Here is a 14200-nt window from a genome sequence, read left to right on the forward strand (position 1 = left end):
CTAGAAACCTAGTATTTTCAATAATATTACCAAAATAACTTAACTTAATTAAATCGTAAATACCCAATTATTTGCAGAATAAGGTTTCCCAACATAATGGCAAAAATATTGCCTTAGAAAGCTACTATCATATTCTTCCTTAATTGATCTATATAAGTCAATTATGTTCATGCTTTGGTTATTGCGAAGGTAAATTTGATCTATAAAAGCAAGTACGAGAAAACCACAATCATTATTGTCCTGGAACGGTTCAGTAAAACAAACTAATTGATAATGGCCTGTCTCTTTTAGTTTAATTTTTGATTTAGCCCATTCGGTTCGATTACCATTTAATGAATCAAAAAAATAAATCTTCTTGTTTACTGTATCAATCATAAGCAACATAAAGTGCCAGTTTCCGAAACTAATTGGTAAGACAATTAAACTATTTCTTGAAATTGCTACTAACTGGTTAATTTCCAATAGTATACTTCCTTCTTCGATTTCATTACTAAGTATTGTTCGACAAGGTTTTATTATAAACTTACCCTCTTGGTTTAAACTAATGACACTTTCCTGATGCCTTTTACCAATGCAAATATCAACAAAACCGTTAGAAATAAATGATGCTCGCTCTACCCTATGACTAGCTATATCTTGCACAATGTCAAGAGCCATAGAAGATCGCAATTCTGGTGTAAGTAAGTTTAGAGGAGCTAAATTTTGGCTAATTGAGACTACCAATTGGTCATTTACTTCAATATTTACTGAATTTTCATTCATAAGATTAAATTTATCTTTAAAATCACCAGTATTTTTTTTGTTTAATTCTTGCTTATATCGTTCAAAACTATTTCGATTGCCCGTAGATACTCGTTGAAACTCAAAATCTGTCTTAGAAAGATTAATTTGTTTGGTTTTTTCTGCTATATATTCAGATAAGTCTCGATTTAAAAACGCATATAGGAGTCGCACATTATCATTACGTTTACTGGTTTTTTGTAGACGCTTATTTGCAACTGCTATAATATTTTGAATTTGTTGGTTAGGATTAGACGACGATCCTTTAGAAATTATTGTTTGAATTTCTTTAATTCCTTTAGCAAGATTGTTCGTTGTATAAAAGTAATCAATAGCTGCACCAAATCCTAAAGACGCCACATGCCACCATTTAAATTTATATAGTCCCTGGTAATTTCGACTTCTTTCAAGAATATCTTGGTATATAATAGTAATAATTTGGTTATACTCATAACATAATAATCCACATGGCAAAACTGTATTTTCATTGTATTGAGGAAATATAACGTGCTTTGTTAAGTATAATTCATAAGAATCAACCGCACGCTTTAGATCTTTAAGTTTAAAGCACTTTGTGCTTTTACTATCAAATATGGCCTTTAAAGCCTGAGCTTGTTTATCTCCTGGATTAGAAAGACGTTTATTGAACGCCTGATCATTTTCTAAGTTGTATATAGCAAATAAATCTGAACGCGATAATATAATAAAATTATCATTATCTTTCATAAAGGTATAAATATATTCAAGTTCATCGTAGACTTTGGTGAAACACTCAATCAAGCTAAATTCACAGTATGAACTATCAAAGAATTTTACTTTATCAAAAGATCTAACCTTAAGGCTTGCTATACTTTCTTCAATAAATAATTGCAAAAAATGAAGATCAACACTGTTATCTTCTTTAAAACGATCTGTTTCAGCACCTGATGAAAATATAACGTATAAATTAATGATTTTGGTATTTAGCTTCAAATCAGAAACTACTCTATCTAAGTAGGTAGTCTTAAAATCCGTGTTAATTGCTATTTGAAAATCTTCCAACAATTTATCTAGAAATTGATCAAAGCGCTCATAATTTTTTTTATCATACTGATCACCGAATATTCTAATAATACTATCCATATAATACTCACACATGTTAATGAGCATCTTTAAGAAAAAATAAAATTTATTCGTGGTGTCACGTGGCACAATTTCTCTACCTGATTCACGTTCGTGAATAATTCCTAAAATTTCATAATCCTTCTTATAGTTTGGCTGAAAAGCGATCTGACCTTCGCCTTGTGTATTAAGCGCAAGTTGTAAATTTTCATTCTTGTTAACATTGCCAAAACCTTCAAGCATTGGCAGATCTCTATAGCGTGTAACCACAACCTCTTCATTACGAGCAAAAGTTTTGGTCAAATAATATGCTAACATATCAATAAATCTTCTATTAGCTTTAAATGGTTTTAATCCTGTAATTAAACGTTGAGAAAAACATGACATATCAAGATATACAAGCTTCTGGTATAAACTACTAAAAACTTCTTTTGACTGTAATAAGTTTTCTTTACATTTTGATTTACCTATCGCTTTAATAATTGCTTCCATATCCAGCATACGGTTAATATTATCAATTGTTGATTTAATTTGCTCAAGGTTTAATCTAGTTTTCTCTATAAAACAGTTTATAAAAAGCTGACATCTTTCCTTTAAGAAATTATTTGCTTGATTCTTCTTAAGGTCCGATGTTTTATATTGCTGTAACTTTTCAAGTAATTTTAATAGCCTACTGTAATCATTATCTAAATTAACTAACCGGAGAATTTTCCCCATACTCTTCACGCCAGCCCTACGCCAAGCTGCAAAAATATCTGAAGTATAAAAACCCTTAAAGTTTTCAACCTTAGCTCGCGTTTGAGTCAAAAATCTATCATTATAACTTTTTATAAATACTACCATTGCAATTGCTGTAAGTGCTGGAACCCCGCCAAGTTCATATAACTGTCTAAGTTCATTTTGGGCTTCTATAAACTCATTATTTGTAACAATTAACTCAAATTGATATTGACCATCTGCTTGGTAAGCTAAGGTCTGTGTATCTTGATCTAAACCAGAAAGAGTAAAACCAGTTCTACCGTATTCACAGCTTTTCATAAATTCAATAAACTGGTAGCTTATTTCTACCTTTTCTTTTTTAATATATCTACTTAACAGCTCATGAAAAGATACGGGGTTGAACGCCATATGCGTAAAAATACAACTTTCGATAATCGCAAACTTCTTAAATGCCAGATAGTAATTTTCATTACTTGGATCAATAGTAAAAATTGCCATGTACTTTAATAACATTGCTTGCGCTGATTGCTCAAACTCATTATAAATTGCACCAAAAGCATAACTTAAGTACACCAAATCCTTATAGAGCATTTCAAATGAAGCTCCACTTATCTGCTCAACCCCCAAGAAATAACTGCTAACATGATTACCAAAATTCTCAAAAAATAAAACAAAAGACCTTAGTTTATACCATTCACTATATATGGTCATTAATGGGTATAATGGATGACGATTTGACTCTTTCTTTGCAAGTTGGTACTGTTTATTTACACCATATGGAGATGAATAACAAAATTCTTCCAAGCAATTTTTAGTAATTGGAAGAATTTCGCTATGAAAATCTAAAAACAAATGTTTAATTGCCTCTTGATCATCCTTTTGGACATTATTTTGATCACACACATCACTTAATAATTTGACCGGGTTCATTTCAATACTTGCAATCATCTTTGCTTTAGTTTTAACTATGCCACGAATAGCCTTATCATCATAAACTGTTCCTGTATATATTTCGTCATAAATTTTAGATAATTCATCATATCTTGCTAAAGTAGCTGACATTATTTTATGATATACCAAGCAAGAGAAGCTATCCCTTTTATTGTTTAATCGCAACATCAACTCATCTAATGCACTACACCACTGCTGAAATCTAGGAAGCTTCCTTGTATTAACAACCGTCTCTCTTGGTAAAGATAGCTGATCCTTAATTTCAATATCTAACTTTGATAAACGCATACTTAACTCATGAAGCATAGCAACCGCTAAATTTAATTTTGATAATAAAATAGCTTGTTTTAAACTAACATTTAGTTTTTTACGCTTATATGCTTTCAAAGCTTCAGCATGTGTCTTGATTTGTTTAAGCTCTTTAAAATACTCATTTGTCTTTTTTTGTATATTCTCAGCGTTAACCAAAATTGACCTTAATTTCTCATCTATAGCACCTTGTGCAGCTTTTGGGAACTCTGGATACAGATCTTTACTAATGATATAATAACTTTCAGATTCACGTATTTGTTCTGAAATCTTATTGTATACCTCTATATAGTTATTAAAATCAGCAAAATAACTCAATACATAGTAAAGCATTTCATAGTAATAACCGTCTTCAAACCTTTTTCCTCTTAACTTAGAGCTGATTTTTTTATGCAATCCTGATTGCCCATAACGTTGGTCCAGCCTTTCTAAGAATTCTGCTTCAGCATTATTATTTTCTTCAATAATTTCAGTAGGCATAAGTAAGGCATACAAGTAATAAGGTGCATTTTCTGAATTTTGAATTTTCTCTAATACTTCAGTGTAACCATTCTCCTTAATTGCTAAAGTATGCACAGCTTTTAAAAGCATGGCTAATGGTTTAGCACTATAAAAAGCCTGAACCAAAGAGTAACTATATAACACAACGCCTATACCATTAACAGAAGTGTTTTTTTGTTTTGTTGATGTTTGTAAATTAATCTTTGCCACTAGATCTTGATGATATTGTTGTAACAAAATAGATGCCTTAGCTTTTGTAAGAGGATTCTCAAGCTGCTTAAGCAACTGTTCTAAAGTAATTTTTGAAGCTCCTTCACCAATGATAATTGGTTCAAGACCTTTTAAAGATGATATAAACTTTGCTAAACTTGTCTCTGCTGATTGGTATATTGGCTCACCATCCTTACCTAAATTTTTTACCAATGATAGCATAGCTAGCAAATCATCTTGCATATAAACGATACTAACTGCTTTGTCTATATATTCAAAGTCATTCATTATTACCTCCTTCTTGGATTTTATTGCATACTTAAAACTTTTAACCAATCTCTAAAGCTGCTTACGTTGTGCCGTTTTAAAATACTGGCTGACAAACTGATGATTGAATAAGACAACTCTCTGTTACTTAAGTTGTCTAAAATATTCATATCTTATGATCCCCAATTTAATAAGAAATTATATGCTATAAAACGTCGTTGTCTTGCGATGTAAAAATTAAACTAGGCTTCGGTATCCCACCTTTTTATTTAGCCACATCAGATGTTTTTACTTTTTCAAACAGTTTTTATATACTTTGACACTTAACCATACACGCTAAAAATATGATTTTATATAGGGCATTTTTGATAGGCGATATCTTTTTTTAATAGAAACTGTGATAATAAAAGTTCAATAAATTTTCATTATTAGTTTAACTTTAAAGGAAAGACTAGAGTTTTACTGTTATACATCAGATTCTGAAAGTAGTTGTAGTTGTATTTTTACTACTAGTAATAGAAAGAGAAAAATTAAGCAAGACAGGACCGTACACATTCTCCGCTACACTTTAGGGCACTATCAGCTCACTTAAAAGCACCAACATCATTTAAGTATATATTAATACAATTGGCACAAATTTTAACTTCTAATAGGTTTTCATCCGCTTTTTTCTTTGAAGGAGTAAAGTTATTCTTTATAGCTAGTCTGATGTGTTTATCAATTATATTTTTTCTAAAGGCACACCTATCACATATTGACTTACCACACACCCTACAATGGTGTCTGTGAAATAGTTTTAATTTTGTTTTCTTACAACACCTACAAATAGACGTATTTTTTTCCCATTCATATTTGTTTTTATCTTCATATATAAGGTCAAATATGTATAAATTTAAATCGCTATTAGTTTTTCTTAAGGTTAGTTCAGTAGTTTGAAATGAAATATGAGTATATATAAATAGCGGCGTAGGAGCACCTTCATTACGTAGTTCAATTACGTTACCTTGAACTATTACGTTATATTTTTTTAGAAAAGCTGTTATTTTCTCAATATCTTCTGCATAAAATTTATCAATAGATCCAGGAATAATATAATAATACTCTAATTTTTGGATATTTTTTTTAGATACATTTCTATCTATAGTGTCCAAATTTTTATATTCAAACCCACCCGACTGTAAGTGAGCAGCAAATAGAATGATCTCATCATCGTCTGTTTCATCCAAACAGCATATCAATAAAAATGCTACACAGGTGAATAAAGGTCCAATAGCTATCGTGCTTTCATCAGGTTTGTTTATATTTTTAAAAACATATTCTTTATCTATAAACAATATGTCATCAAATTCTGATAGCAATTTTATAACTAATACTCCGCAATTGGTTACTTACAAGTTCCGATGTTATCATAGTTTCCGAGTATATAATTTAATTTCACAGCAATAGCACAAATATTTCTAAACTCAAAAAGAAACTAGAGTTAAATATTCAACATTTACTTCTTTTTCGTTTAAAATAGTCACAAAAAGCTCAAAGAAGTAGAATATGGAAACAATATTAGCAAAAATTGTTCAAGCAAAGAGAAAGTGGCTTTTTGCAAAAAAAAGATTATTTCCTCTAAAAATTTTTAAAAATGAAGTTATTAAAACAGACAGAGATTTTTATAAAGCTTTAAAATCCGAAAAGGCCGTATTTATCTTTGAGTGTAAAAAAGGTTCGCCTTCTAAAGGTATTATCCGTAAGAAATTTAAGCTTAATGAAATAGCTTCTGTATATAAAAATTATGCTAATGCTATCTCTGTACTTACAGATGAAGAATTTTTTATGGGAAGTTTCGCAAACTTAGAGATAGTTAGAAATCAAGTATACCAGCCTGTTTTATGTAAAGATTTTATTATAGATGAGTATCAAATTTATTTGGCTAGACACTACAAGGCTGATGCTATTCTGCTGATGCTTTCAGTATTAGACGATCAAGAGTATAAAAAATTAGCAAAGACCGCTAACAGATTAAACATGGGGGTTTTAACAGAAGTAAGCAATGAAAATGAATTGCAAAGAGCTATAAATCTAAAAGCAAAAATTATAGGTATTAATAACCGAGATCTTAGAGATTTAACTATAAATTTAAATACAACAAAAATACTAGCTCCTAAGATACCTAAAGATACTATTATAATTTCCGAATCAGGTATTTATAAAAACAAAGAAGTTAGAGACTTAAAAAATTACGTTAATGGTTTTCTTATAGGTAGCTCCCTTATGGGAGAACGCAATCTAGAACTTGCTGTAAGAAAAATAATTTATGGATTTAATAAAATTTGTGGTCTAACGTCTATAGAGAATGCCCAAAAGGCATATAACGCTGGAGCTGTGTATGGTGGATTAATTTTTGTAAAAAATTCTCCTCGTAGTATTGACTTTGACTTAGCAAAACAGATAACTAAGAAAGTTGGCTTAAACTATGTGGGTGTATTTGCTGACGCTGATATTAGTGAGATTGTAGACTTTGCTTATAGTTTAAAATTAAACGCGGTTCAACTTCATGGTAAAGAAAATCAGCAATATGTAGATGATTTAAAGGCTAAGTTACATAAAAATTGCCAAATCTGGAAGGCATACGGTGTAAACAAAGAAATTCCAAGGTTTTTGGAGAACGTTGATTATCACCTTTTAGATACTCAAATAGATGATAAAAAAGGTGGAACAGGAAAAGCATTTGATTGGAGTATTATAAAAGATAAAAAAAATATAATCTTATCAGGCGGACTCAATGCTACAAATATAAAAAAAGCAATTGAACTTAAATGTTCTGGCTATGATATAAACTCAGGAGTAGAATCTAAGGTTGGTGAAAAAGATCAGAAAAAATTAGAAGAAATTTTTGAAGTAATTAGAAATTACTAAGACCCTATCTTTAATTCAATCCGCGCATGGGTTTTTAAGTCTAGAAATTTATAACCTCATTGATTACAATTTCCTAGAACATTCAAAGGAGATAAAACATGTCTACTCAGAGCTTACTTATTAAAAATGCTACAGTCGTAAATGAAGGAAAAATTTTTAAATCTGATGTTTTCATAGAAAATGACAAAATAACCCAGATTAATAATCAAATAAATAAAACAGCTGATAAAGTTATAGACGCTTCAGGTCTTTATTTATTACCGGGTATGATTGATGATCAGGTACACTTTAGAGAACCTGGATTAATGCATAAAGCGGATATAGAATCCGAATCAAAAGCGGCCGTAATGGGAGGTATTACCTCTTATATGGAGATGCCAAATGTTAATCCAGCAACTACAATAATTGAAAGATTAAATGAAAAAAAAGAGCGAGCATCCCAACGTTCACATGCAAACTATGCTTTTTATTTAGGAGCTACAAATAATAATGTCGATGAGCTTAAGCGTTTAAAACCAAATGATGCCTGTGGAGTCAAAATTTTTATGGGTGCTTCAACTGGTGATATGTTAGTAGATAACCAAGAAACATTAGAAGGTTTTTTTGCTAATAGTCCTTTACTAATAGTGACTCACTGTGAAGATACACCTATGATTAAAGCAAATGAGGATAAGGTCCATGAAAAATATGGTGAAAATGTACCATTTGATTTACATCCTGATATTCGTTCACGTGAAGCTTGTTTTAAATCATCTACATTAGCAGTAACTTTAGCAAAAAAATATAACTCTCGACTACATGTTTTACATTTAACTACAGCGGAAGAGATGGTTCATTTTAGCAATGAGTTACCACTAGAGCAAAAGCGAATTACAGCAGAAGTTTGTGCACACCATTTATTTTTCTCACGTAAAGATTATGCCGAGAAAGGAGCTTTAATTAAATGTAATCCAGCTATAAAAGAAGAAACTGACCGTTTGGCTCTTTTAGAAGCAGTTAAAAATGACGTGATAGATGTGATAGCTACAGATCATGCTCCGCATACTTGGGAAGAAAAGCAAGGAACATATTTTAAAGCACCGGCTGGTTTACCATTAGTTGAGCAAGCACTTATTTCAGTTTTGGAACATTACCATAAAGGTTTCTTATCACTTGAGCAAGTAGCACAAAAAACAGCTCACGCACCTGCTATAGTTTATAAAGTTAAAAATCGTGGCTTTATTCGTGAAGGTTACATGGCTGATTTAGTATTAGTTGATTTGAACAATCCACATACAATAACTGATGAAAGTTGTCATTATAAATGTGGTTGGACACCTTTTGCAGGTTATACATTTCAGTCAAAAATCCACTCAACTATTGTAAACGGTATACTAAAATACCATCAAGGAAAAATAGTAAGTGATAAAAAAGGTCAAGCTTTAGAGTTTGACCATCAGTTTTAACTAAAATGATATAAAGTAAAATGATATAAAGATTTGATAGTTTATTTATGTTTTAAAGCCTCTCTTATAACTAACCTTTGAGGTATTTTTACATGTAAAAAAAGCACAAACTCACTATAAAGAACTTGATTAAGTTTATTTTTAGGAGTATTATCAGCAAACTTTTTATAAATCAAACTAGAGATAATTAAACAAGATGTTTTGGAATATTATTTTTGGTAACCCAATCTCAAAAACAGAATTAGAAAAGTACACCTTACCTAAAAAATTTGCCCTCCCAATACTATCATCAGATGCTTTATCATCAGTTGCTTATGCTACGGGTGAAATATTAGCAACCTTAGCAGTAGCTGGCGTGGTGGCTATGGGAATGTCATTTCACATTTCTTTATTTATTATTGCTTTAATTGTGATTGTAGGAATATGTTATATCCAGACTATAAATGCTTATCCTAATGGTGGAGGAGCATACGTGGTTGCTAAAGAAAACTTAGGAATCCCAGCTGGATTAGTAGCGGCATCCGCATTACTTATAGACTATGTTTTGACCGTTGCTGTAAGTATTTCAGCAGGCATTTTAGCTATTACTTCAGCTTTCCCTGGATTAATAGAGTATAGAACTTCAATGGCAGTGTTTGCGATAGTCCTCATGGTGTGGGTAAACCTAAGGGGTATAAAAGATACAGCAACAGCGCTTGTATGGCCAACCTATGCTTTTGTAGTAATCATCATAATTATGGTAGGCATAGGAACATTTAATTTATTTACAGGTAGTTTACACCCGATTGACTACTCAAATGCTGCAAAACATCTGGTGGTAGTTAACCAAACTTTGAGTGTTACTTTAATCTTGCGAGCATTTTCTTCTGGGTGTTCAGCAATGACAGGTATAGAAGCTATAGCTAATGGAGTGTCTCTATTCCGTCCAGATAGAAAAAAGAATGCAATCATTACACTTATTATATTAATGATCTTATTAATAGTTATGTTTGCAGGCATCTCTTATTTATCTTATAAGCTAAAAATTCATCCTTTGGTAGATCAAAGTGAGTTATCTCAGCTGGGACATAGTGTTTTTGGGGATGGTTTAGCTTACTATTTTTTACAGCTGGCTACTTGTCTGATACTTATAATTGCTGCTAATACTTCATTTTCAGCTTTTCCAATATTGGCATCTATTTTAAGTAGGGATGGTTTTTTACCAGCACAGTTTAAAAATAAAGATGAAAGACTAGCTTTTAGAAATGGTATTATTATTTTGGGACTTTTTGCTATAAGTTTAGTCATACTTTTTAGTGCAGATACTAGCTCTCTTATTCCTTTATATTCTATAGGGGTATTCTTAGCATTTACATTGTGTCAAAGTGGCTTACTAATTTTTTGGTATAAAAATAGAAAAGAAGTTAAAAAGTGGTATCTAAAATCTTTGATAAATCTAGTTGGCTGTGTAACAACATTTGTAACTGTTTTGATAATAACGGAATCTAAATTTACCGAAGGAGCTTGGATCGTGCTAATCGCTATTCCAATTTTGGTAACATTTTTTTGCGGTATAAGCAGGCACTACAAAGCTGTAAGTAAAAGTCTCGAAATTTCCTCGCTAGAATTGCTTGAGATAGAAAAACAAGCGGTAAATGATATAAAAATAATCATACCTATATCAAGCTTACACAAGGGAACCTTAAAAGCTATAGAATTTGCCATGTCAATATCAACTAATATAGATATAGTAACTATAAATATAGACCACATTGAGACAGAAAAGCTAAAAGCAGATTGGGATAGATTTAAAATCAAACATGAACTTATAGTTATAGAACCTAAGATACAATCTTTTGTATATTATTTTATTAAGTATGTAAAAGTAAGTGATAAAAATAATTCCAATGAGCAATTATCAACTATAGTTTTGCCAAAGGTGCAAAATCGTAAATTTTGGCATGGGATGTTGCATAACCAAAGAGCTTTCTTGCTTAAATGGGGTTTAAAAAGTATAAGTCAACAAGGTGATACTCGCGTTGTAATAGAGGTCCCTTATCAGATATAAATAAAGATTTAAAGTTAGTGCCTATTTATCTAGGTTATTTAAATGAGCTTTTTTATAAAAACCCGTTTAGTTATATTCAACAAGGTTTGCTATACTAATACAAAATACTATTTTAATAACTAACTTTAAGAAAAATTATATGAAAATAATGTTCTCAGCCGATGGTATTTCTAAGTCTGATTTAGAAAAAACAGCTATTATTTCAAAATATGTTGACTGTATAAAAATAGGTCATATCTTATGTTCTACTCTTTCTTTTAAAGAGATTCATGAACTTGTAGGCGATAAAGATATATTTTTAGATTTTAAATTACACGATATTCCAAATACTGTTAAAACAGCCATTGAAAATTATTCAAAAGCTATTTCAAACTTTAAATATTTCACTTTTCATGGTACAGCTAGTGATGAGATGGTAAAAGCAGCTCTTAATGCAGATACACAGGCTACACCTTTAGCAGTGATTACACTAAGTAGTGATGCTAGTTTTGATAAACAAGATAGTTTAGTTAAGTTTGAAAGATGCGTGAATTTAGGTGTGGAAAACTTTATATGTCATCCACATTTAGTTACAGATGTAAAAGCTAAATTTGGTAATAAAATTAAGTTATATGTGCCAGGTGTTAGACTTGAATCAGATTCTAAAGATGACCATTTTAATGCTTTAACTCCGCAAAAAGCCAAAGAGTTAGAAGTTGACTATATAATAGTCGGAAGACCTCTATTAAAAGCTGATAATATTATAGCTAAGTTACAAGAATTTATATAAAAATTATGCAAAATCAAAACTTAAAGAAAATAATAATCTCGCCGCCATTTGGGAAATATATTAAATTTAAAGAAACCTCTAATGTCTATGGGTCTTTTACAGTAAATAGACGTTGGGGCCTTATAAAACAAGCTATAAAAACAATTCGCAAAATAGAAAAAAATGCTTGGCGTAATAAGATAGGTTTACGTAACCCTGGTTTAGCAAACATAAAACCACCGAAAAGATCTCAAGATATTATTTCATTAGCTGCTTTAGAGATAGCAGACTGGCATAGCTTTGCAGCAACTTTAGAAACACAAAAGTTTGCTAATCATAAAAATATAGAAATTAATATAGGTTGCCCTAACGCTAGGATTGCTGATTTTCCAGCTGAACTAGCTTATTTATTTGAGGGTAGAAATATAATTATCAAAATGCCACCAACTATAGATATTAACACTAAGATAAGAAAATATGTAGAGATTGGAATAACAACTTTTCACCTTTGTAACACGATTCCTACTGATAAAGGCGGAGTATCAGGTTATCCTTTACAAAAATATACTCTTCCTGCTATAAAAGCAGCTAGAGAAGAGTTTGGCAATAATATAACTATAATTGGCGGTGGTGGGATATACACGTTAGAAGATGCCCAAAAATACCTAGATGCTGGGGCTGATCATTTATCTCTAAGCACAGTTTTATTTAACCCTATTAAAGCAAGGAAACTTATAAAAAGGTTATTGTATATAGAGGATTATTAGCTAGATTGTATTCTGAAAGTTTGATATATTGGAAGTATCAGTCAGAGAAGTTACTGTCTGCCGAATGCGTTAGTAATTTTATCTCTTGACATACTCTAATATCTAAATGCAGGATGGTGTTATTTCAGAGCTAGAAAGTATCCACTTATTTTATTGAGTTATTTTTAAGTCTTTCTGGTAAGCTACCAGTTGCTTCATAGTATATTTGGTTCAACCTTACTAACTCTTCAGGATGTGCTTTAAAATATTCTTCCCCATTTACTTCTCCATCTAGGGACTCATCTGATGTGTCATTGGATAAATGATAATACCCCCATCCTGTAAGAGCAAATCTGCAAGGAGATCCGTCTCCTGTATCAGCTATTAAAATCGGCATTGCTTCGTAACCGGAACCCTTGCTAGTTAAAGTATATACTACTCCCTGTATAGGAGTCACTTTTATATTACAATAATGATCTTTACCGAACGGTTTACTAGCTAAACCATCCTCCACAACAGTCTTTTTCAAGGGATCAAAATATTGCATATTAAAGATTATTCTGTCTGCCTTACCATTCCTCGCAGTATAAGCAACAGGTCCATTTACTTCATATAAATGAGAATATGGATTATAAGCATCCCATGAATTTCGCTCACCTGGAGTACCTAGATGAATTGAGCTCTCCTCTTTACCAGACTCGTTATAAACTTTTAATTCATAGTTAAAGTTACATAGAGAAGGAGATGTTTCAGCCCCTTTACAACTCTCTGGTTTTACATCATTTTTAAAGTAAATACCTACATGATTGTCAGCATAAGCACCTGCATAGCCTAATGCACATGCGATTATTAGTCCTAGTTTTTTCATAAACCATTTCCTTTTTATTAGATTAAATTTACTTATATATTACAAATAAATTTTATAAATTTCAATTATTTTTTTAAAAAAATAAAAAATTATTTATTATATTTTATAAACCATGTAAAAACAAAGTAAATATAAAGGATAATTTTGCATGGGTCTTCGTTCAAAACGATACCTTGAAAATAATTTAATAGATAATAATTATAGTAATTTAAGGACTACTCTGATAGTAATAGTTTTATTTACGCCAAGTAAAAATTAAGTCGTTTTATATCTTTGATTAAATGGTTACAAGTCTTAGGTTTGTAACTATTTTTTCAAACTAATTACCCAAGATTTATAGATGTTCCTTTAATAGTAACACCACTAGAAGAAAGCTCTATTGAGCTTGCTCCACATTTTATGATTACTGTACTAGAATTTATTTCTATACTATTACTGCCACATTTTAGTGTAATTTTATCCTTACACTCAATAGTTGTTTCTTTAGCCGTTAATTTAGCTGACTCATCTTTCTGACTTAAAATCAAAATGCTTTTCTGATTTGCATTTAGGATTATATCATCAGAAGTTATTTCAAAAAAATTATTATTATCTGCCATA

General features: G+C 30.8%; 9 protein-coding genes. 5 read left to right on the top strand and 4 right to left on the bottom strand.

Annotation, left to right across the window (positions count from 1 at the left end; genetic code table 11):
- Positions 1-48: 48 nt before the first annotated feature.
- Both SD28_RS01125 and SD28_RS01130 read right to left on the bottom strand, forming a co-directional pair.
- Positions 49-4860, bottom strand: a complete 4812-nt coding sequence (locus SD28_RS01125; RefSeq protein ID WP_039123265.1) for a hypothetical protein — start codon at positions 4858-4860, stop codon at positions 49-51.
- 563 nt (positions 4861-5423) lie between these two features.
- On the bottom strand, positions 5424-6197 hold the full coding sequence (locus tag SD28_RS01130) for an FYVE zinc finger domain-containing protein (protein WP_039123267.1): 774 nt from the start codon (positions 6195-6197) through the stop codon (positions 5424-5426).
- A gap of 187 nt (positions 6198-6384) precedes the next feature.
- Here SD28_RS01130 and trpCF point away from each other — a divergent pair, with 187 nt between their 5' ends.
- The 5 genes from trpCF (at position 6385) to SD28_RS01155 (ending at position 12753) form a co-directional block, all read left to right on the top strand.
- Entirely contained in the window at positions 6385-7746 is a 1362-nt protein-coding gene (gene trpCF, locus SD28_RS01135) for a bifunctional indole-3-glycerol-phosphate synthase TrpC/phosphoribosylanthranilate isomerase TrpF (protein WP_039123268.1), read from the top strand.
- A gap of 98 nt (positions 7747-7844) precedes the next feature.
- A complete protein-coding gene (locus tag SD28_RS01140; RefSeq protein ID WP_039123269.1) occupies positions 7845-9191 on the top strand; it encodes a dihydroorotase in 1347 nt (448 codons plus the stop codon).
- Positions 9192-9387: 196 nt separating this feature from the next.
- Positions 9388-11238: an APC family permease gene (locus SD28_RS01145; protein ID WP_039123270.1), complete on the top strand. Its 1851-nt coding sequence runs from the start codon at positions 9388-9390 to the stop codon at positions 11236-11238.
- Positions 11239-11377: 139 nt separating this feature from the next.
- Entirely contained in the window at positions 11378-12007 is a 630-nt protein-coding gene (gene pyrF, locus SD28_RS01150; protein ID WP_179943829.1) for an orotidine-5'-phosphate decarboxylase, read from the top strand.
- 5 nt (positions 12008-12012) lie between these two features.
- The gene (locus tag SD28_RS01155; protein WP_039123272.1) at positions 12013-12753 is read left to right on the top strand and encodes a beta/alpha barrel domain-containing protein; all 741 of its coding nucleotides are present in this window, start codon (positions 12013-12015) and stop codon (positions 12751-12753) included.
- Between the two features lie 145 nt (positions 12754-12898).
- Here the strand turns inward: SD28_RS01155 and SD28_RS01160 are convergent, their stop codons facing one another.
- Together SD28_RS01160 and SD28_RS01165 are read right to left on the bottom strand one after the other, a co-directional pair.
- Positions 12899-13600 carry a hypothetical protein gene (locus tag SD28_RS01160; RefSeq protein ID WP_039123274.1) on the bottom strand — a complete coding sequence of 234 codons (702 nt, stop codon included), beginning with the start codon at positions 13598-13600 and terminating at the stop codon, positions 12899-12901.
- Positions 13601-13923: 323 nt separating this feature from the next.
- Entirely contained in the window at positions 13924-14199 is a 276-nt protein-coding gene (locus tag SD28_RS01165) for a hypothetical protein (RefSeq protein WP_039123277.1), read from the bottom strand.
- Position 14200: the final 1 nt, after the last annotated feature.

Source organism: Allofrancisella guangzhouensis (assembly GCF_000815225.1).
GTDB lineage: Bacteria > Pseudomonadota > Gammaproteobacteria > Francisellales > Francisellaceae > Francisella > Francisella guangzhouensis.

Excerpts from the sequence above, each read along its gene's own strand:
- SD28_RS01140 (WP_039123269.1), top strand. The coding sequence starts at position 7,845 with ATGTCTACTCAGAGCTTACTTATTAAAAATGCTACAGTCGTAAATGAA.
- SD28_RS01165 (WP_039123277.1), bottom strand. The coding sequence starts at position 14,199 with ATGGCAGATAATAATAATTTTTTTGAAATAACTTCTGATGATATAATC.
- SD28_RS01160 (WP_039123274.1), bottom strand. The coding sequence starts at position 13,600 with ATGAAAAAACTAGGACTAATAATCGCATGTGCATTAGGCTATGCAGGT.
- SD28_RS01125 (WP_039123265.1), bottom strand. The coding sequence starts at position 4,860 with ATGAATGACTTTGAATATATAGACAAAGCAGTTAGTATCGTTTATATG.
- pyrF (WP_179943829.1), top strand. The coding sequence starts at position 11,378 with ATGAAAATAATGTTCTCAGCCGATGGTATTTCTAAGTCTGATTTAGAA.
- SD28_RS01145 (WP_039123270.1), top strand. The coding sequence starts at position 9,388 with ATGTTTTGGAATATTATTTTTGGTAACCCAATCTCAAAAACAGAATTA.
- trpCF (WP_039123268.1), top strand. The coding sequence starts at position 6,385 with ATGGAAACAATATTAGCAAAAATTGTTCAAGCAAAGAGAAAGTGGCTT.
- SD28_RS01155 (WP_039123272.1), top strand. The coding sequence starts at position 12,013 with ATGCAAAATCAAAACTTAAAGAAAATAATAATCTCGCCGCCATTTGGG.